The organism is Serratia sp. BNK-23, assembly GCF_047456145.1.
Lineage (GTDB): Bacteria > Pseudomonadota > Gammaproteobacteria > Enterobacterales > Enterobacteriaceae > Serratia > Serratia nematodiphila.
Window position 1 is genome coordinate 366,010 of record NZ_CP179900.1, and the last position, 20,181, is coordinate 386,190.

Annotated in this window: 20 protein-coding genes and 1 tRNA gene; 2 read left to right on the forward strand and 19 right to left on the reverse strand. The window is 56.7% G+C overall.

Annotated elements, in window-relative coordinates; genetic code table 11:
* Positions 1 to 27: 27 nt before the first annotated feature.
* From ACMGF9_RS01685 to lpxO, 3 genes are all read right to left on the reverse strand, one after another.
* Entirely contained in the window at positions 28 to 723 is a 696-nt protein-coding gene (locus ACMGF9_RS01685; protein ID WP_206192846.1) for a CTP synthase, read from the reverse strand.
* Positions 724 to 838: 115 nt separating this feature from the next.
* Entirely contained in the window at positions 839 to 1,759 is a 921-nt protein-coding gene (lpxP, locus tag ACMGF9_RS01690) for a kdo(2)-lipid IV(A) palmitoleoyltransferase (protein ID WP_004936843.1), read from the reverse strand.
* A 299-nt stretch (positions 1,760 to 2,058) separates the two neighbouring features.
* Entirely contained in the window at positions 2,059 to 2,964 is a 906-nt protein-coding gene (lpxO, locus tag ACMGF9_RS01695; RefSeq protein WP_004936848.1) for a lipid A hydroxylase LpxO, read from the reverse strand.
* Positions 2,965 to 3,212: 248 nt separating this feature from the next.
* On the opposite strand from lpxO, the gene ACMGF9_RS01700 reads away from it, so the two are divergent.
* On the forward strand, positions 3,213 to 3,554 hold the full coding sequence (locus ACMGF9_RS01700) for a hypothetical protein (protein ID WP_004936850.1): 342 nt from the start codon (positions 3,213 to 3,215) through the stop codon (positions 3,552 to 3,554).
* A gap of 145 nt (positions 3,555 to 3,699) precedes the next feature.
* Positions 3,700 to 3,930 (forward strand): hypothetical protein, encoded by a 231-nt coding sequence (locus ACMGF9_RS01705; protein WP_126180945.1) that lies wholly within the window; start codon positions 3,700 to 3,702, stop codon positions 3,928 to 3,930.
* A gap of 74 nt (positions 3,931 to 4,004) precedes the next feature.
* On the opposite strand, the gene fis is transcribed toward ACMGF9_RS01705, so the two are convergent.
* The 16 genes from fis to ACMGF9_RS01785 all read right to left on the reverse strand — a co-directional run bounded on the left by fis (position 4,005) and on the right by ACMGF9_RS01785 (position 20,032).
* Positions 4,005 to 4,301: a DNA-binding transcriptional regulator Fis gene (gene fis / locus ACMGF9_RS01710; protein WP_000462905.1), complete on the reverse strand. Its 297-nt coding sequence runs from the start codon at positions 4,299 to 4,301 to the stop codon at positions 4,005 to 4,007.
* The gene (gene dusB, locus ACMGF9_RS01715) at positions 4,283 to 5,287 is read right to left on the reverse strand and encodes a tRNA dihydrouridine synthase DusB (RefSeq protein ID WP_085337224.1); all 1,005 of its coding nucleotides are present in this window, start codon (positions 5,285 to 5,287) and stop codon (positions 4,283 to 4,285) included. The genes fis and dusB overlap by 19 nt, the downstream gene beginning before the upstream one ends.
* A 393-nt stretch (positions 5,288 to 5,680) precedes the next feature.
* Entirely contained in the window at positions 5,681 to 6,562 is an 882-nt protein-coding gene (gene prmA, locus ACMGF9_RS01720; RefSeq protein WP_015379202.1) for a 50S ribosomal protein L11 methyltransferase, read from the reverse strand.
* An 11-nt stretch (positions 6,563 to 6,573) separates the two neighbouring features.
* Positions 6,574 to 8,019, reverse strand: coding sequence for a sodium/pantothenate symporter (gene panF, locus ACMGF9_RS01725; protein ID WP_004936863.1), 1,446 nt, complete (start codon positions 8,017 to 8,019; stop codon positions 6,574 to 6,576).
* Positions 8,009 to 8,251: a YhdT family protein gene (locus tag ACMGF9_RS01730; RefSeq protein ID WP_004936865.1), complete on the reverse strand. Its 243-nt coding sequence runs from the start codon at positions 8,249 to 8,251 to the stop codon at positions 8,009 to 8,011. The genes panF and ACMGF9_RS01730 overlap by 11 nt, the downstream gene beginning before the upstream one ends.
* Positions 8,252 to 8,471: 220 nt before the next feature.
* A tRNA-OTHER gene (locus tag ACMGF9_RS01735) sits at positions 8,472 to 8,548 on the reverse strand.
* 196 nt (positions 8,549 to 8,744) lie between these two features.
* Positions 8,745 to 9,950: an MDR family MFS transporter gene (locus tag ACMGF9_RS01740; RefSeq protein ID WP_004936868.1), complete on the reverse strand. Its 1,206-nt coding sequence runs from the start codon at positions 9,948 to 9,950 to the stop codon at positions 8,745 to 8,747.
* A gap of 47 nt (positions 9,951 to 9,997) precedes the next feature.
* Positions 9,998 to 12,229 (reverse strand): hypothetical protein, encoded by a 2,232-nt coding sequence (locus ACMGF9_RS01745; RefSeq protein ID WP_350981977.1) that lies wholly within the window; start codon positions 12,227 to 12,229, stop codon positions 9,998 to 10,000.
* A complete protein-coding gene (locus ACMGF9_RS01750; RefSeq protein WP_015379200.1) occupies positions 12,229 to 13,182 on the reverse strand; it encodes a lactate/malate family dehydrogenase in 954 nt (317 codons plus the stop codon). Before ACMGF9_RS01750 ends, ACMGF9_RS01745 begins: the two co-directional genes overlap by 1 nt.
* A gap of 25 nt (positions 13,183 to 13,207) precedes the next feature.
* Complete coding sequence (locus ACMGF9_RS01755) at positions 13,208 to 14,275, reverse strand: cupin domain-containing protein (RefSeq protein WP_004936880.1); 1,068 nt, start codon at positions 14,273 to 14,275, stop codon at positions 13,208 to 13,210.
* A 419-nt stretch (positions 14,276 to 14,694) separates the two neighbouring features.
* Positions 14,695 to 16,044 carry an acetyl-CoA carboxylase biotin carboxylase subunit gene (accC, locus tag ACMGF9_RS01760; RefSeq protein ID WP_004936886.1) on the reverse strand — a complete coding sequence of 450 codons (1,350 nt, stop codon included), beginning with the start codon at positions 16,042 to 16,044 and terminating at the stop codon, positions 14,695 to 14,697.
* A 12-nt stretch (positions 16,045 to 16,056) separates the two neighbouring features.
* Entirely contained in the window at positions 16,057 to 16,524 is a 468-nt protein-coding gene (gene accB / locus ACMGF9_RS01765) for an acetyl-CoA carboxylase biotin carboxyl carrier protein (protein ID WP_004936889.1), read from the reverse strand.
* Positions 16,525 to 16,556: 32 nt separating this feature from the next.
* Positions 16,557 to 17,009, reverse strand: a complete 453-nt coding sequence (aroQ, locus tag ACMGF9_RS01770; RefSeq protein ID WP_004936891.1) for a type II 3-dehydroquinate dehydratase — start codon at positions 17,007 to 17,009, stop codon at positions 16,557 to 16,559.
* Between the two features lie 287 nt (positions 17,010 to 17,296).
* A complete protein-coding gene (gene msrQ, locus ACMGF9_RS01775; protein WP_004936895.1) occupies positions 17,297 to 17,896 on the reverse strand; it encodes a protein-methionine-sulfoxide reductase heme-binding subunit MsrQ in 600 nt (199 codons plus the stop codon).
* Positions 17,897 to 18,898 (reverse strand): protein-methionine-sulfoxide reductase catalytic subunit MsrP, encoded by a 1,002-nt coding sequence (gene msrP, locus ACMGF9_RS01780; RefSeq protein WP_118891646.1) that lies wholly within the window; start codon positions 18,896 to 18,898, stop codon positions 17,897 to 17,899.
* Between the two features lie 156 nt (positions 18,899 to 19,054).
* Entirely contained in the window at positions 19,055 to 20,032 is a 978-nt protein-coding gene (locus ACMGF9_RS01785; protein WP_021505125.1) for an MDR family oxidoreductase, read from the reverse strand.
* Positions 20,033 to 20,181 lie beyond the last annotated feature (149 nt).

Sequence of the window (20,181 nt, forward strand, 5' to 3'; positions counted from 1 at the left end):
GGCTCGATCCTACGGGGAGGTAGCAGGTTAGCAGATGGCGGCTTTGACGAGTTCCACCACCAGCGGCGAAAGCTCGCCGCGCAGTGCAGCGCGTTCTGATTGGAACAGCGTGGCGACGTAAAAACGCCGCTCCGGCAGTTCGATGGCGCGCACGTCGCCTTCGGCATCGTGGCCGCTGATAATCAGCGGGAAGCGCTCAAGGTCGGCGACGAAGTCCGGAGCCACGCCAAAGTTGCAGTGGTAGCCTTCATGGGTGCTCAGGCTGCCGTAGGCCTGCGCGACACGGGTGTCAGGCTGAAAAACGATGTCGCCGGTTTTTTCCACCAGCGAGCAGCTCAGCGGGGCGATCACCAGCCGGCCACCGCTGTCGGTTTCCGCATGGCCGGCGTCGTGCCAGCCCATCACGTTGCGGGCGTACTCGATGATGGCGTACTGAAAGCCGCCGCAGGAACCGAGGAACGGCACGTCGTTTTCCCGCGCATGCCTGATCGCCATAAAGGCGCCGTCGTCGTGACAATATGGGCTGCCTGGCACCACCCAGATGGCATCGAAATCTTGCAGGACATCGGGGGAGGTCAGGGTTTCGGTCGGTAGCCACTGGGGCTGCACGTCGATGTCGAGATGGGCGGCGGTGAGCTGGAGCGCCACGGGGATGGCCTGATGGGCCACGGCTTGCGGGTTGTAATCACCGACCAGAGCAATGCGGACTTGAGCTTTCATCATTTCCTTTCCTGTGCGGGTAAAGAAGGAGATTACAGGAAAGCGACATGTTGAGCCGCAGATTTTTTAAACGCGGCGCACAAAAAAGCCCGGCGTCGGCCGGGCTGGAAAACGGGGCTCAGTACAGCGACGGCGCGCCGACCGGCCGGGTTTTGAAGCGGCGATGTAGCCACAGATATTGCTCCGGCGCCCGCATGATCTCTTTCTCGATCACTTTGTTCATATAAGCCGCCGCCGCCTGTTCGTCGCTGAGCGGGTAGTCTTCCAGGGCCGGCTGGATCAGCAGGTCGTAGCCGCGGCCGCCTTCACGGCGGATCAGCACCACCGGCACCAGCGCCGGGTTGGCCATGCGCGCCAGCATGAAGGTGCCGCTGGTGGTGGCGGCCTGATCGACGGCGAACAGCGGCGCGAATACGCTGCCGCGCGGGCCGTAATCTTGATCCGGCGCGAACCAGACCGCCTCACCGCGCTTGAGTGCGTGCACCATGCCGCGCAGATCCTTGCGATCGATCATCGCCTTGTTGGAGCGCATGCGGCCCTTGGTTTGCGCCCACTCCATCGCCTTGTTGTTGTGCGGGCGGTACATCGCCATCATCGGTTGGCACAGGCCCATTGCCCGGCCGCCCAGCTCAAGCGACATAAAGTGCACGCCGATCACCAGCACGCCGCGGTCGTCACGCTGCGCCATTTTGAGGTGGTTGATGCCGGAGACGTTAAACCAGCGCTTAACGCGTTTATCCGACCAGAACCAGGCCATGCCGGTTTCCAGCAGGCCCATGCCGAGGGACTCAAAGTTGCCCACTACTTTACGCTCGCGCTGCGCTTCGTCCATCTCGGGGAAGCACAGTTCGAGGTTGCGACGGGTGATGGCGACGCGACGCTTAAGAAAGCGCATCGAGGTGCGCCCCATCCATACGCCAAGGCGGTTAAGCAGCGGGTAGGGGAGTTGCACCAGCAGGAACAACAGGGCCAGACCGAACCAGGTCAGCCAGTAGCGCGGGTGCAGCAAGGAAAGTTGAAATCTCTTTTGGCGTTTCATAGCAGCTCGTTTATGCGTTAGGGGGGTAGCAACCTGTAGCGCATAAAGGATCCACTCGATAGCGATACAACGACTCAGACACCCGGGGACGGCCAGGGTTTAGTCAGAATTCCATAATTGACTAAACATTTACATTCGAAGGGCGGTTTGCGCTGCTATCAGGCTTCGGAGGGATAGCTGTTGGCCAGCGGAGGCGGCTCTAGGAATGCGTATGTTAACACAGGGTACGGGGTTCAGAGGAAGAGAGGCATGCGAATATTCTCATTCGCATTGCCTCTGGATTGACGATTGGCGACGGTTTACAGGCTGGGGAGGATGATGGCGGCGAAAATGGCGGCGATCACCAGCCATTTCAGCAGGTAGTAACCGCGGCGATTACGCGCCTTCAGGCGCTGGCCGGCGTCGCGCACCGCGTTGACGTATTTGAAGATGCGGTTGATGCCGCCGGTGCGGTCCTGATCGTCGTTCGGCGAACTGGCCGCCGACATCAGCGTAGCGCCGACCCAGTGGTTGACCGCCTGCGCCCAGCGCCATTTCATTGGCCGCTCGACGTCGCAAAACAGAATGATGCGCGTCTGGTCGGTGGCGTTTTGCGCCCAGTGCACGTAGGTTTCGTCGAAGATCACCGCTTGGCCGTCGCGCCAGCTGTGCTGCTCGCCGTCCACTTCGATGAAGCAGCGATCGTCGTTAGGCGTCATCAGCCCCAGGTGGTAGCGCACCGAGCCGGCGTAAGGATCGCGGTGTTTACCCAAATGGCTGCCGGGCGGCAGCTCGGCGAACATCGCCGCCTTGACCGATGGGATGCGGTTGAGCAGCTCGACGGTTTTCGGGCACAGCGTTTGCGCCGAAGGGTGGCTGTCGCTGTACCATTTCAGATAGAAACGTTTCCAGCCGCGTTTGAAGAAGGTGTTGAAGCCGGCGTCGTTGTGCGACTGCGCCTTTTTGATGTGATCCTGCAAACGCACGGCTTCCTCGCGGATCACCTGCCAGTTGTCGGTCAGCGTTTGCAGCTCCGGGAAGCCTTTTTCGTCGAAATAGGGCTGTTTGGCGGGCAAACGCGAGAAACCGGTCATAAACATGTTGATCGGCCCCATAAACGTGGAGTGATCGAACAGCTGACGGGTAAGCTTTTGTTTCTCTTTGCCGCGGGAGTGTGCGTAGAGGAAGCTGATGATAAAAATGCCGATAATGATCGCGGCAACCATAGAATCCATCCCTGTTGGAGCTTGTTAAAAATTCGTACAAATTATAGTTTTATGACAGGAAAAATTTAACTTTTTCGTGCGCTTTCCCTGCGTGTGCTGCTTGTTGGCATAAAAAATCAATAAAATGATTTGTAATGAAATTTTATATCGATTTTTTTGGTTTTAGTCCTATTCTTAAATCGTTCAAGGGGTGTTTCATGCCATCTTGTTTCATGACGAATGGCACGTATCTGAGAAAAGAGGGACTTATGAAAAAATCAATCATTGCCTTGTCTGCACTGCTGCTCGCTTCCCCGGTGTTCGCTGCTGAAACCGCGACCGACACCGCCGCTCACGCCAGCAACGAAGTTGTCGCCGAGGCGCACAAAGGGGCGGATACCGCCAAAGAAAAGCTGCACCAGTCTCAGGACAAGGGTGAAGAGCTGAAGCTGAAAGCCAAGCATGCCGCCGAAGGCAAGAGCGACAGCGTCGGCAGCAAAGTGAGCGAAGGTTCGCAAAAGGCCTGGCACTCCACCAAACAGGGCTCGGAGAAGGCTTGGGACAAGACCAAGCAAGGGGCGGAAAGCCTCAAGAACAAAGTGACCGAGTAAGGTCTCCGCTTTACCCCAAGGGCCGCGCTGCGGCCTTTTTTATTGCCTGCAATCCAGAGCCGATGCCTCGCTTTGTCGCCCCGATTAAAACGTGAGAGTATTCTTCATCGATTGGCGACTCAATCGTAAGCAAGAAGGAAGCGCTATGAAATCCCACTGGATAAGGCGGTTATTGACACCCCCACCAGCCTGGACAGGCAGAGCATCGGTTATCTTGGGCCTGCTGGTGTTTGTTGTGTTGAGCGGGCTGGATAGCCTGGGCGTGGATTTGGACGGGTGGAAGCGCTACGTGATGATCGCGGGCGTGGCGGGTATTTGCTATTTCTTTGCCGGATATATAGATAAGCGCATTCCGCGCAAATCCTTGCCAATGTAGGCACAAGTCAGAAAAAGAAAAAGGCGCTTATCAAATGAGATAAAGCGCCTTTTCAACACGTTAACTGACTAGTATCAGTTCATGCCGTATTTTTTCAGCTTCTTGCGCAGCGTGCCGCGGTTGATGCCCATCATCAGGGCTGCGCGGGTCTGGTTGCCACGGGTGTATTGCATCACCATGTCCAACAGTGGCTGTTCAACTTCAGCCAGTACCAGCTCATACAGGTCATTTACGTCTTGACCGTTCAGTTGAGCAAAATAGTTCTTCAGTGCTTGTTTAACCGAGTCACGCAGAGGCTTTTGAGTCACCTGATCTTGTGAGTTAACGGTAGAAACGGTCAGTACGTCAGAATTTACGCGTTGTTCGAACATAGTTCTGTCAGCTCTTTTTTTACGCTAAGATTTTCGAAATATGCCTCCAACGCCTCCAGCTGTTCGCTGGCATCCTCTATGGCGTTGAATGTGCGCCGAAACTGGTCATTCGGAGCGTGTTCCTGGAGATACCAGGACACGTGCTTACGAGCAATCCGGAATCCCTTGCCTTGGCCATAGAAGCCGTGCAATTCCCGAATGTGCCCAATCAACAAGCGCTTCACCTCGCCAAGCGGCAGCGGCGGCAGCAACTCCCCAGTGTCCAGATAATGCTGGATTTCCCGGAAGATCCAGGGTCTCCCCTGAGCAGCGCGGCCTATCATCAGGGCATCGGCCCCGGTGTAGTCGAGCACTGCTCTGGCTTTATGCGGGTCAGTAATATCCCCATTCGCGATAATCGGAATGGAAACACTCTGCTTAACTGCCCGAATGCTGTCGTATTCCGCGTCGCCGTTAAACAGACAGGCGCGGGTTCGGCCGTGAATCGTCAGGGCCTGAATACCACAGTCTTCGGCCAGTTGGGCAATCTCTACACAGTTACGGTGCTCTGGCGCCCAGCCGGTGCGAATCTTCAGCGTTACCGGCACATCCACCGCGTCAACCACCGCGTGGAGGATCTGTTTTACCAGATCCGGGTACTGCAACAAGGCGGACCCGGCAAGCTTCCGGTTCACTTTTTTGGCCGGGCATCCCATATTGATGTCGATGATCTGCGCGCCGCTGGCCACGTTGATACGCGCGGCGGCGGCCATATCATCAGGATCGCATCCGGCAATCTGCACGGAGCGGATCCCTGGTTCATCGCTATGCACCATACGCAGACGCGACTTATCCGTCCGCCACACCTCCGGGTTGGAGGAGAGCATTTCGGATACAGCCATCCCAGCACCCATTGCATGACAGAGGGTTCTGAACGGGCGATCTGTAATACCGGCCATCGGGGCCGCAATCAGGCAATTAGTAAGCTGGTGGTGTCCAATGCGCATAGACAAAGAGTGACCATACTGTGTCCGCAAGGGCGCGTATATTACGCATTTTTGCGCCGAGATGAAAGGCCAAACTTTAACCAATTGGCTCGCTATTAGGGCAAAAAATGCGCTGCGCAGTGATTCATAAAAATATTGTATATATTTTACAATGAGTTGACGAAAAGTGCTTATTTTGTGTGCGGTAAAATATTCGCCTTTGCGCAGGATATTATCTGCATTCGCCCGCTATTTTTGCCGGGATAACCTGCCTGGAAGGCGCATTGTCAGGGCGATCCATCGTTGAAAGGCAAAAAATTGCATAAAATTTTGTCTTGCCCGTGGGTCGATCGCCGGACAAAAAAAATCCACCGGCGCGGGGCCGGTGGATGAGGGAGCAATATACCGTGACGCTTACTTACGGCGGCCGGTGATGCGGCACCACTCTTCACGCTCGGCGACCGGATCGAGCGTGAACTTCTCTTCGTAGGCTTGTGCAACGCTGCTCGCCTGGCTGGCCAGCACGCCGGACAGCCCCAAATGACCGCCGGCCTTCGGCAGGCAACCGATCAGCGGCGCCAGTTCGCGCAGCGGGCCGGCGAGGATGTTGGCGACCACCACGTCCGCCAGCAGGTCCGCCGGCTGGTCTTTCGGCAGATACAGCTCCAGACGCTCTGAGACGCCGTTACGCTGCGCGTTGTCGCGGCTGGCCTGAATGGCCTGGGGATCGATGTCGATGCCGATAGCGCGCGCCGCACCCAGCTTCAGCGCGGCGATCGCCAGGATGCCTGAACCGCAGCCGAAATCGATGACGGTTTTGCCGGCCAGATCGAGGCCGTCCAGCCACTGCAGACACAGCGCGGTGGTCGGATGGGTGCCGGTGCCGAACGCCAGGCCCGGATCGAGCATCACGTTGACCGCGTCGGGATCCGGCACGTCGCGCCAGCTCGGGCAGATCCACAAGCGCTCGCCGAAGCGCATCGGGTGGAAGTTGTCCATCCATTCGCGCTCCCAGTCCTTGTCTTCCAGCTGCTCTATCTTGTGGCGGAAACCGGCGCCCAGCAGCGGGTGCTGTTCCAGCATCGCCACCACCTCGGTCATATCGGTTTCCGCGTCGTACAGGCCGATCACATCGGTATCGCCCCACAGCAGGGTTTCACCCGGCAGCGGCTCGAACACCGGGTTATCGTGGGTGTCCTGGAAGGTCACCGACACGGCGCCGCTTTCCACCAGCGCGTCGCTCAGGTCTTCCGCCTGGCTGCCGGTGGTGTTCAGTTTGAGTTGGATCCAAGGCATAGCAATTCTCTTCAAGAGGGTAATGATGACGCCGCCCGGCGCTTTTCGCCGACGACGTTACCGAGATAAAACGCCAACAGGCTGAGCAACAGCGAAGGCACGATAGGATGCAGCCCCGCCGGTTGCAGGTTGAAGCTGGCCAATAGCGTATAGCATACCGCACCCGACACCATTGAGCTAAGCGCTCCCTGAGCATTGGCGCGTTCCCAATACAGGCCCAGCACCAGCGGCCACAGGAAGACCGCCTCCAGCCCACCGAAAGCCAGCAGGTTGAGCCAGATAATCATCTCCGGTGGGCGCCAGGCCGCCAGCAGCACCAGCAGGCCGAGGATCAGCGTGGTCAGGCTGGAGAAGCGCTTGATCAGCCGCTCATTGTGGATCTGCTGCGGACGCACGCCAAGGTAGAGATCCTTGATGATGGTGGCGGAGGATTGCAGCAACTGGGCGTTGATGGTCGACATGATCGCCGCCATCGGCGCCGCCAAAAAGATCCCGGCGGCGTACGGCGGCAGCACGGTGATCATCAGCGTCGGGATCACCTGGTCGGGGATCTTGAGATCCGGCAACACCGCGCGGCCGAGCGCGCCGGCCAGGTGCATGCCGAACATCAGCACCGCCACCACCACGGTGCCGAGCAGAATACCGCGATGCACCGCCTTGCTGTCCTTGTAGGAGATGCAGCGCACGGCGGTGTGCGGCAGGCCGATCACCCCGAAGCACACCAGGATCCAGAATGACGCCATAAACGGCAGGCTGAGGATCTGATCGCCGCCCTGCGGCGACACCAGCGCCGGATCGATCTGCTGCAGTTTGCTCACTGCGCTGTCCAGTCCGCCGGCGGCATGGATCACTGCCACCAGCAGCAGCACGGTGCCGAGCAGCATCACCAGCCCCTGCATGGCGTCGTTCAGCACGCTGGCGCGGAAGCCGCCGAAGGCGGTGTACAGCGCGATGCTGATGCCGAAGATCAACAGGCCGGTGTCGTAAGGAATGCCGGCGGCGGTCTCCAGCAGGCGTGCGCCGCCGATGAACTGCACCGTCATGGCGCCGAGGAACGCCACCAGCAGGCTGAGGCTGGCCAGCCACACCAGCAGGCGGCTTTGGTAGCGGCCATACAGCATGTCATTGAGAGTAATGGCGTTGTAGCGCCGCGCCAGGATGGCGAATTTCTTGCCCAGCACGCCGAGCGACAGCCACACCGCCGGCAGTTGGATCATCGCCAGCAGCACCCAGCCCAGGCCGTATTTGTAGGCGGCGCCCGGCCCGCCGATAAACGAACTGGCGCTGATGTAGGTGGCGGTCAGGGTCATCGCCAGCACAAAGCCGCCCATCGAGCGGTTGCCGAGGAAATATTCGCTGAGGAAGTTTCCGTTCTGGCGGCGCCGATAGGCGTACACCGACAGGCCGAACACCAGCAACAGGTAGGCGACCAGCGGCAGGATCACTTCAGTTTGCATCGCGGTCCTCCAGCGAAATGTCGCGGAACACCGTGCGCACCATCAGCCAGCACAGGCCGATGAACAGCAGCGGCACCAGCAGGCAGGCCATTTCGAACCAGTGCGGCAGGCCGGTGACGCCGATGGCGCTGTCCGGCAGGTAGGCCGCCAGCCCCCAGGCCAGCAGGTAGAGCAGCGTCAGCCCCAGCGCCCAGCGCGCTTCGCGGTGCGCCTGAATAAAGCGTTTGTCCATCAGTGTCCCCCATAGGTTTACGATGATGGCTTGTGACAAGAACAGATGAAGGAACAGGATTGTACGGAATGTGCGGCGTTTGGCTAATAAATTATTCACCTTTCCGGTGAACGCAACGGGGCGATGGAAAGAAAAGAGGGGGGTAAATATATAAATTTTTACCGGTTTATTTCGATGAGAAAATAATTAAAGAGAATGGGAAAAGGAATGGGTTTTATATTGGTTGGCGCAACCGGAATCGAACCAGGTGACCTCTGTGAAGTATGACACAGCGCTCTACCACTGAGCTACACGCCTGCAATAAACAAATTTATAACATCTCCTAATCATTCATGTAAATAGATTTATTTTATTTTTTAGCATTAAATAAATCATTCGATTAAATAATGACCTGCATATCCTTCGCTATTTATTTACTGTGATTAATATCACGATAAAGCCGCCCCGTTAATACGTTTAAACAAGGGCGGCGTTAATTAGCGGGTTAACAATGTCACGCGGTTATCGTTCTTTTCTCAGATATTCTTTCCGAAATAGTATAAAGAACGATGACGCCGATGCATAAAAAGAACATCACGGCATACAGGGCGCCACCGCCACCTTGTTTTAACAGCAAACCGCCGACAAAAGGGGCGAGCGCCAGGCCAAATTCGTAAAACGTGGCGGCACCGAAGTAAGCCCCTTTTAGGTTAGCCGGCGCCATACGATCAATTTGTATATTGAGCGTAGGGAACAGGATGACTTCGCCGAGGCTGAGCAGGAACATGGCGACCAACCACAGCAGCCAGCTTTCACTGGAAACCAGCAGGAAGACAATTTGTGAAAGCGCGAGAAAGAACACGCCCAGGCTGGTTTTCAGTGCCAATGACATGCGGCGGGTAAAGCGCTCGGTGAAATACTGCAGCGTTATCACCGTGGCTGCATTGATGAATATCAGCACGCTGAGCAGGTATTCGGGGTTGTACACCTGGCTGATCATGAGGTATTGCGGCAGCGTCACGTCGATCTGCCCGTAGACCAGCATCACCAAAATGTTGGCGACTACCAACACCTTGAACGCCTGATCGTTCCAGATAATCCGCAAAGAGCCAATGAATGAGAAGGTGGCGTTGCGCGTTTCTTTACCGTGCCCCGCTTTGAATACCGCGAGCACCAGCAGCAAATAGCAAAGGAACGACAATGCGGTAACGAAGAAGGTGGCCTTCTGCGCCGTCAGCCCGAGAGCGACACCCACTAATGGGCCTACGGCTGCGCCCACGTTCATCAGGAAGTAGCGGATGTTCAACGCGCGTTCTCGCTCTTGCCTGTCATGGAGAATATCGCCGATCACCGCTTTGCTGGCGGGTTCGATCAATGAGCGCGAAATGCCATTGAGTAAAATACCGACAAAATACCACGCCGGTGAGTTGGCCAACGCAAGTACGCTAAATGAAATGATAGCGGCAATTGCACCAAGAATAATCAACGTGCGACGGCCATATTTGTCTGATGCGCCACCGAAGAGATAGCCGAAAGAAATAGACACGATAAGTGATACGCTCATCATGACGCCGATTTCCACCGGCGTCATCGCGTAGTTATTTCTCATGAGAATGGTAATGAATGGCCAAATCATGAAAAAGCAGGCGCGCGTCAAAAACGTCCCGATAAAGATAACCCATATTTCTTTTGGGAAATAAGGGATGAATGTTGACCTCAAGGCGGTTTCTCCTTAAATGTTGCTCGTCGTCTGTTGAACCGAGAGTATTACACCTTTTCCAAACTTTCCTTTTCCCATCGGTTAGCCAGAGTGAGTAATGGCGTCACTCCGGCTTCTCTAATCCTCGCGATGAGATTTTTCCGCTGATCGAAGATAACCGGATGCGGGCTGATGCCTTGAATAATCGCGGCGACAGTCGCCGAGACTGGCGCGCTATGCGCCAGCGTTGGAATCGCCAGAACGTTCATGCAGTATTCGAACATGGAATCGACGGAGTTCAATTTACCCAACATCAAGAACGTCATTTCATCTCCGACGAGGGTAGCGCCAAGGCTGTCGAATATCATTTTGACTTGCACCACGGGCTTCTCTTTCAGATGGAAACTGAGCAGTGCGCGGAACTGGTCGCGATTCAGACGGCCCTGTTTCATCTCGTCATTCAGCATGGCGAGTGCCTGGCGTACATAATTTTCCTCTTCGTTGAACAGATCTGCCGAAGCACAGCGGAAATGCTGTTTGAGGAAATACCAGTGAAAGACATATTTGCCGTCGAATTCAAGGCGAACAACGTTGGTGAAGTCTTCCAGATCGTGCCGTTCCGGGTGGAAGTCGCTGAGATCGCAACGAATATCGATGCCGGAAGAGGAGGCGATTCGGCGGCAAATGGTGGTGATATCAGCTTCGCCCAATAGCGCTTGCAGCATATGCTGCATGTTGTTGCCGCCGGCGGCCAACTCGCAATAGGCGTCTTTACCTGGCGTCAGGTATTTGATTCGGTTGTCGCGCGCATTGAGTGATGAGGCAATTTCAGCCCACTGGTTATGTACTTCCTGGCTTCTGATCGTTTCCAAACGAGGGTTTTTTTCATAGAACGCGATGACGCGCGGATCGACAGCCAGACCGCTGCGTTTGAGTATTCCGGCGTCAAGCTGCGCGCTTGCTTGGTTTTTCACCAGGACATTGATGAAGTTGCGCAGCGAACTCTCCCCGCAATCTGAGAACGAGACGTCAGAATCCGGCGCGGGGCGGCAGGTTTTGGTGATGCACAGCGGCGGAAAATAGCGGCCGTACACTTCGCGATCGTAATAGTCATGGCAGCGATCGGGGAAGTGCGTCTCGCCCGTCGCCGTTTCGCCGAACAGCTCCCCGCTCAGTTCCCGCAGTTGCTGCATGTAGGCGGTCAATTTGCCGAAGTTACCCTTGCATTTCAGCCACAGCGCCGCGTTGAGCAAATGAAACACCTCTCTGTCGTGCTCGGCGGTGCGGCTGGCCGCGATCAGTAAACGACATAAATTGTGCAACTCGGCCAGCAAGCTGTCGCGATCGGCACAGTGGATACCGACGTAATCCTGCACACGTCGCGGCAGATAGCGGTGATACTTGTTGAAAGGCAGATGCAATGCAATGAAGTCAGCGCTGAATCCCTCGGTTTGCAGCCGTGCGACGGTGCTTTCGGTAAAATTTTCCGCCAGCATGCTGGCGCGCAAGGTGGCTTCATCTTTTTGCTGGCGGGCATGTTCGACGGCGGCCTGCGCGTTTTGCCAGGCGGGGAATAGGCCGGCTTGATGCACGGCTTCTTGCTGCGCCGCATTCAGGCGTGCTTCCAGCTCGGTGATTTCGGCATTGAGCGCCAGCAGCTGCGCCTCTTTATTCTCAGCAGCGCTTTTGCCCAGCGTTTTTTTGCCGGCTTTGAGCGCGGCGATCGCGGCTCGACATTGTTGGATCGGCACCTGCTGCGCTTTAACGGCGTTTTCCGCCTGTTGCAGGATCTGATTCAGCGCTTTTTCTTGCGCTTTCAAATGGGCGCCGAGGGAGAGCGCTTCGCGTTCTGCGGCTGCGATCTGCGCTTTTGTGTCCTCGAACTGTTGCAGTACGCTGTCGCAAAGCCGGCGTATTTGCACAGAAAGCCGATGTTGCTGCTCAATGGCAGCGTGAAAGTCCGTTTCATCTCGTACATGCTGATATAACGAGGCGATATCATTGTCGGTGAAACGCGGGCTGCTCATGAAAGCCACCAGCCGTGCAAGGGTAGAGGGGGAAAACCAGGTGAACGGATTCTTCACCTCTTTGCTTACGTCAAACTCGACCAGGTCAGTACGGTAGAACAACGCGCGCGCCACCTGGCCGATCGGGTGTTCGGCGCCAAGAAAACGGTAATACTTTTCCGCGAGTTCGTTGTTGCACCACAGCACCCCGTACAGTGGCGAAAGAAAACGATACTCAGGGCGTAACGGCATGTAGAGATCGCGGAAAATCTGTCTGGTTTGATCGGTCGTCATCAGCTAAAACCTTGGATGATGTTTTTTAACTTGAGCGCCGCCTGGTGGATTTGTTGTTGCTCATCCTGATTGGGCATCAGCGACAGCGGCGTAAAGACGCCGTCGCGCAGAGCCAGCGGCCAGGACATGAACACGCCCAGTTCCGGCAGCCAGACCGAACCGCAGCAGGGGGTTTCGTCCCGTTGGATGATGCGCTCAAGCAAGATAAGAATGGAGGCGGCCGGGCCATATTTAGGAGGGCGCCGCATTTTGTGAAATATGTCCAACCCTTGATTGCGGGTATCGGTGACGATTTGCGCCAGCGCCTGCGCCGAAAGTAGCTGGTTCAGCGGTCCCTCGTCGGTTGTTACCTGGCTGAGCAAGGGCACCAACCCGGCGCCGTGCTCGCCGCAGACTGTCAGGCTACGCGCGTCGATGCGCTGCATGTCGATCCCGGAAATGCGGCAGATGCTTTTCAGCAGCCTGGCGGTGTTGTGCGCGGCGCCGATGCCTATCACCCGGCAGCGAGAGTCGAGCAGGATTTTATCGATGTAATAGCTGATGCTATCCACCGGATTGACCGCATTGATGATGTGACAGCCGGGAGCAATGAAGGGTTTGGCTCGGCTAAAAATGGCCTCGCTGAGCCGTACGTGATCGTCCAGCAACGCCTGGCGGTCATGCATCGGAAAGGTTGAAGGCACGCCATAGCAACAGAGGATCACGTCAGCCCCGTCGATGTGGCGGTAGTCATCCGTCACAACAATCTTGGGTAAAGACGTTCGGTTATGGCGTGAGAAGAGCGCTTCCGCCAGCAGGCCATCAAGAATATCTTCGCAAACGGCTGAATACTTTTCGGTATTTCGGCAGATGATCACGACTTCATTGACGCTGCCACGTCGCTCGGTCGTACTTAACAGCGCGTTTAGCGTCTCTTGCCCAATGCCGCCGAATCCCAATAAAACAATTTTCATGACCGCTCCTGATGACCTGCCCGGCTTATGCTTCGATCAGTTCGGCCAGTCTTGCATACTGCTTCTCAACCATACTCCACCCTTTATCGAGTACGGCTTTGACACGCTGGAATTGTTCTTCGGTCATCCCCTTGAAGAACGCTTTATCCACTTCCTGATGATCGCCATCGAATTCGGAGTGATCCTCGAAATGGTTCTGTTTGCTCGGATCGAACACGTGTTTGATGTTGTTATAGAACACGAAAGCCGAACCTTCGATGACAAAGTGCACCAGGATAGCCTGTTCCAGATTATCCAGCGTGATCATCTGATGGTTGAACCAGATGCACAGTGCTTCAAAGATCGCGTCTTCGCGAACCTGGAGGTTGTCGCGGCTGTTGCGCAGCACCTCGTCATGGCCGAATTCTTCTTTCAGATGTTCACTGAAGAAACGCGAGAAGCGAACGTCTTCACACAGTGCGCTACGCAGCAGCACCATTTTTTGGAACTGATCGGACAGGATCTGCAGGTAGTCCAGGAACAAGGATTTTTTCGCCTCGGAGAACGTTTTATCCTTGGCGAATGCGGTAAAGATCGGGTTGTCCTGGTAGCGCTCGATGTAGCGGGCGTTATGCGCTTTAAGCTGATGGTAGTAAGCGTAGGGATCTTGATCGAAAGTCACCAGCGGTTTGCTGGGATCTTCATAGAGCCCGCGCTCCTCAAACTGGATTGACAGCCCCCAGTAGCCGTTGTCGCCTGCGCCGATGAAGCCGTGATCCGCGCCTGGCGGAATGCAGATGACATCGCCTGGAACGGCCCGGCGGTCAACGCCGTCTCCCAGCAGGATCGCTTCCCCTTCACAAATGATATACAGCGAAGATATTGGATGAACATGCACATCCAGCTTTTCGTTTTTCGCCAGACGCACCCAGCTTACTGCCAGGCGTGCCTGTTCGGGAATAAAGCGGTTCATTTCCTCATTGGCGCGGAAATTCTTCACTTCGCCCAAAAGCTTCTCAATCCCGTTTTCCTTAATGCTTTTTATGGTTTCCATGTCAGCACGGTGGTACAGGGAAAACACGGGCTTACGGTCGTATTCAGTTACATGGCTCATTAAGACATTACTCATCTAAGTCAATAAAAAGGATAAATAAAAAGAGAAAAAGAGCGCGCTGCATTCGATCGACGGCGACAATAGCACGGGCTATCACCGAGCGGATGTGATCGGGGTCAAGCTTTGTAATTAATACGTTAATTTTGTTAAAGCTTATGGCGTGTGAAAATGCGATGGATTGAGTTTTTCTCTTGCTAATATTTATTTGTAAGCTATGAGTTAAATATTTTTTGTTTAAAAACAGATTATTATGTTTTTTGTAGTGATGTGGGTGGAGGGCTGGATGAATGTGAAGAGAAAGTTATCTGTGAAGATTTGATTCTATTTTGCGCGGTTGAACGAAAAAATCAGGCGGGCGCGAGAAAAGAAAAAGGCCGGTGATTAACCGGCCTTTTGTCAGACGATGCTGCGTGGCTGCCTTAGGTTTCCTGCAGACCCAGCTTCTTCTCCAGATAGTGGATGTTGGTGCCACCGTGCTGGAAGTTTTCGTCGTTCATGATCTTCTGCTGCAGCTCAACGTTGGTTTTGATGCCGTCGATGATCAGTTCAGCCAGGGCGTTTTTCATGCGGGCGATCGCCACGTCACGGTTTTCGCCGAAGGTGATCAGTTTGCCGATCATGGAGTCATAGTACGGCGGTACGGTATAACCGGCGTAGATATGAGATTCCCAACGCACGCCGAAACCGCCTGGCGCGTGGAAGCGGGTGATCTTGCCCGGGCTCGGCAGGAAGGTGTTCGGATCTTCGGCGTTGATGCGGCATTCTACCGCGTGGCCGTGGATCTTCACTTCTTCCTGTTTGATCGACAGCGGCTGACCGGCAGCGATGCGCAGCTGCTCTTTGATCAGATCCACGCCGGTGATCATTTCGGTAACCGGGTGCTCTACCTGAATACGGGTGTTCATTTCGATGAAATAGAACTCGCCGTTTTCATACAGGAACTCGAAGGTGCCCGCACCGCGGTAGCCGATTTCCACGCAGGCTTTCGAGCAGCGCTCGCCGATGTAGCGGCGCATTTCGCTGGTGATGCCCGGCGCCGGCGCTTCTTCGACCACTTTCTGGTGGCGGCGCTGCATGGAGCAGTCGCGCTCGGCCAGATAGATGGCGTTGCCCTGGCCGTCGGCCAATACCTGAATCTCGATGTGACGCGGATTCTCCAGGTATTTTTCCATGTACACCATGTCGTTGTTGAAAGCCGCTTTGGCTTCCGCTTTCGTCATGTTGATGGACTGCTCAAGGTCTTTGTCGCTGCGCACCACGCGCATGCCGCGACCGCCGCCGCCGCCGGAGGCCTTGATGATCACCGGATAACCGATGCGCTTGGCGAAGGCACGGTTTTTATCCATGTCGTCGGTCAGCGGGCCGTCGGAGCCCGGCACGCATGGCACGCCGGCTTTTTTCATGGCGTTGATCGCGGAAACCTTGTCGCCCATCAGGCGGATGGTTTCGGCTTTCGGGCCGATGAAGATGAAACCGGAGCGTTCAACCTGCTCGGCGAAGTCGGCGTTCTCGGACAGGAAGCCGTAGCCCGGGTGGATCGCCACCGCGCCGGTGATTTCCGCCGCCGAGATGATGGCCGGGATGTTCAGGTAGCTTTTTACCGATGGCGCAGGACCGATGCAGACGGTCTCGTCGGCCAGCAGCACGTGTTTCAGATCGCGGTCGGCCGCGGAGTGAACCGCAACGGTCTTGATGCCCAGTTCTTTACAGGCACGCAGGATGCGAAGCGCGATCTCGCCGCGGTTGGCGATAACAATTTTATCAAGCATGGGGGCGCCTCGTTATTCGATGACGACCAGCGGCTCGTCATATTCGACCGGCTGGCCGTTTTCCACCAGGATGGCTTTCACGACGCCGGACTTGTCCGCTTCGATCTGGTTCATCATTTTCATGGCTTCAACGATGCACAGGGTATCGCCGGCGTTCACTTTCTGGCCCACTTCCACGAAGGCTTTCGCGTCCGGGCTTGGGGTGCGGTAGAAGGTGCCTACCATTGGGGAACGAACGACGTGGCCACTCACGGCCGCCGGTGCTGCAGGGGTTTCTGCCGCAGGCGCGGTGGCAACGGCGGTAGCCAGGGCTGGCTGCTGCTGTGCCGGCATCGCGTAAGCCTGCTGCATGACGGGATAAGCCTGCGCCGGTGCGGCACGGCTGATGCGAACCGATTCTTCGCCTTCAGAGATTTCCAGTTCAGAAATGCCTGATTCTTCAACCAGTTCGATCAGTTTCTTGATTTTACGAATATCCATGAGTGTGATTCCGTACTCTTTTTGTGGAGCAATTAGTGGGTTTTCGACAGACGGTTAACCGCTGCCTGTAAAGCGAAAGCGTAGCCATCCGCGCCGAGGCCGCAAATCACGCCTACCGCTACGTCTGAGAGATAAGAGTGATGGCGGAAAGGTTCGCGGGCGTGCACGTTGGACAGGTGGATCTCGATGAACGGGATCTGCACCGCCAGCAACGCATCGCGCAACGCCACGCTGGTGTGCGTGAACGCCGCCGGGTTTATCAGAATGAAATCGGTGTTGCCGCGCGCCTGATGGATGCGATCGATCAGCTGATGCTCGGCGTTGGACTGCAGATGGCTCAGGGTAATATCCAATGCGGATGCCTGGTTTTCCAATCCGTTAACAATCTCTGTCAGCGTCGTGCTGCCGTACTTCTCCGGCTCACGCGTCCCCAGCAGATTGAGATTGGGGCCGTTCAGAAGCAAAATGTGAAACTTATCCGCCATTGTGCTGGTATCTCCGGCAATAAAACCATCATCGTAGAAAATAACCCGATGTTACCGATTTGTCACCTGTTAAGGGGCAAATTCACCCTGAGAACAGAAACAAGGTCGGGCATTATAACGATATCGTAGCAATTCGCAGCTAAATACTGGTCTTATCAGCGAAGATATTCAACCCCAAATCGACCAACTCGGGGTTCCGTGACAGGAATATGAGCGCTGGAACACAGAAAAAGTTCCCGCCGGCGGCGTGCGTTTTTCAACGACAATCCCGCGCGCCGCCGCGCGATTCAGCGCCACCAGGCGCGGAATTTCTTGTAGCGCAGGCCCAACAGCGCCACCGCCAGCAGCGCGTAAATGAACGGCTGGGGGGAAAAGGTTTTGACCGACCACAGGTAGTGGATGGGGGCGAGGATCGCCGCCAGATAGACGAAGTTGTGCAACGTTTGCCATTTGGCGCCCAGTTTGCGCATCGCCCACAGCGTCGAGGTGGCCGCCAGCGCCAGCAGGATCAGCCAGGTGAGGATACCGAGCGTCAGATACGGGCGGTTCACCAGCTCGCTGCCCAGCAGGCCGAGATTGCTCAGCCCCAGCTCCAGCGTGGAGTAGCTTATCAGGTGCAGCGTGCCCCAGGCAAAACACCACAGCCCCACCAGACGACGGCAGCGGATCAGCAGCGGCTGGCGGGCGTAGCGCGCCAGCGGGGCGATCATCAGCGTGGCCAGCAGCAGTTTCAGCGTCATCCTGCCGGTAAAATGCTGGATGTCCTTGGACGGATCGGCGCTGAACCAGCCTTGATCCACCGCCAGTACCAGCCAGAGAAAGGGCAAAAACGCCGCCAGATGCAGGGCGGCTTTCAGCCATTTGATGTGAACAGGCGTCAGGCGCACTTAGAAATTCTCCCGCAGATCCATGCCGCGATACAGCGACGCCACCTGATCGGCATAGCCGTTGAACAGCAGCGTCGGTTGGCGTTTGACGTCGAGAATGCCGCCGGAGCCGATGAAGCGCTCGGTGGCCTGCGACCAGCGCGGATGATCGACGTGCGGATTCACGTTGGCGTAAAAACCGTACTCGTTCGGCGCGGATTGGTTCCAGGTGGTCGGCGGCTGATCGCGCACCAAGCGGATATGCACGATCGATTTGATGCCTTTGAAGCCGTATTTCCACGGCGTGATCAGTCGCAGCGGCGCGCCGTTTTGCGGCGGCAGGGTTTTGCCGTACACGCCGACGGTCAACAGCGCCAGCGGATGCATCGCCTCGTCCAGCCGCAGCCCTTCGACGTAGGGATATTTCAGGCCGCCGCCGATAAAGCGATCTTTCTGGCCGGGCATCTGCTCCGGAGCGTACAGCGTCTGGAAGGCTACGTAACGCGCGTTGCTGTTCGGTTCGGCCAGCTTGAGAAGCTTGCCCAGCTCGAAACCGATCCACGGCACCACCATCGACCAGGCCTCGACGCAGCGCATGCGGTAAATGCGCTGCTCCAGCGGGAAACGCTTCATCAGATCGTCGATATCCAGCGTTATCGGTTTCGCCACTTCGCCGTCGATGCGCACTTTCCAGCCTTCGGTTTTCAGCCCGCCGGCGTTGGCGGCCGGATCGGCTTTGTCGAGGCCGAACTCATAGAAGTTGTTGTAGCCGGTCACCTTGTCTTCCGGCGTCATCGCCAGCTGCGCCTGCCAGGCGGCCGGTTTGCTGAATGCCAGCGCTTTGCCCGGCGGCGCCTTGGGGCGATCGTTGCCCTTGAACCACGACAGCAGGTCCGCCCGCGCGCCGGCAGGCAGCGCCAGCGTAGCGGCGCTGATGCCGAGCGCCTGCAGCACCTTGCGCCGCTGATGGAACACGCTCTCCGGCGTGACGTCGGCCTCGGTTAATTTCGGGTGTTTGTTCATGCTTATGTTCTCCGCGACTGATTCCCGCCGCCTGTAAGCGGCAAACGGGTCTCCATGAAATAAGCATGGCGCTAAAGCCGGCCGGAAGCGAGGGGGCGCGGGAAAATATGAAATTTCGCAGAAGCGGGAACTCCCCCCGTCGCCGAGGGGAGAAGGTCAGCGGATTTTCACCAGGGTGCGGCCGGTGATTTGGTTGTTCAGCAGCGCGGCGGCGGTGGCCGGCGCCTGTTCGAGGGTGATTTCGTGCGTGGCCTGCTGATAGAAACTGTCCGGCAGAATGCCGGCCAGCCGTTCCCAGGCGGTTTGGCGGCGGTGCAGCGGCGTATGCACTGAATCCACGCCCTGCAGACGCACGTTGCGCAGAATGAACGGCATCACGGTGGTCGGCAACTGATAACCGCCCGCCAGGCCGCAGGCGGCGACGGTGCCGTTATAGTTCATCTGTGCCAGCACCCGCGCCAGCAGTTTGTCGCCGACGGTGTCCACTGCGCCGGCCCACAGCTGTTTCTCCAGCGGACGCGGCGTGTCGATATAGCCATCGCGCGACATCACCTCTTTGGCGCCGAGCGCTTTCAGGTACTCGGTATTGCTGTCGCGGCCGCTGATGGCGGTCACCCGGTAACCCAGCGCTGCCAGCAGGGCGATAGCGGTGCTGCCCACGCCGCCGCTGGCGCCGGTGACCAGGATATCGCCGTCGTCCGGGTGCACGCCGCCTTCCTCCAGCGCCATCACGCACAGCATGGCGGTAAAGCCGGCTGTGCCGATGATCATCGCCTTGCGCTCATCCAGCCCGTTCGGCAGCGGCACCAGCCACTCACCGGAGACGCGCGCCTGCTCGGCCAGGCCGCCCCAGTGGTGTTCGCCTACGCCCCAGCCGGTGAGCACCACGCTTTGCCCCTCTTTGAAGCGATCGTCGCGGCTGTGGCGCACGGTGCCGGCGAAATCGATGCCCGGCACCATTGGGAAGTTGCGCACGATCTTGCCTTTGCCGGTGATCGCCAGCGCATCCTTATAATTTAGGCTGGACCAGTTGATGTCGACGGTGACATCGCCTTCCGGCAACCGATCGCTGCCGATATCTTTGATATGAGCCAGAGTTTGGTCGTCTTGTTGTTCCAATAACAGTGCACGCATGTCACTCTTCCTCTCGTTTACACTTTTCTATCAATGGCTGAATCACATTTATTTGACTATATGCATAATAAGCGGCCCAAGTCCTGATAAAGGACAAAAACGGCGCTTGCAGGTTTTATTCCTCGGCAAGGCTTGTTAGGGTTGGACGG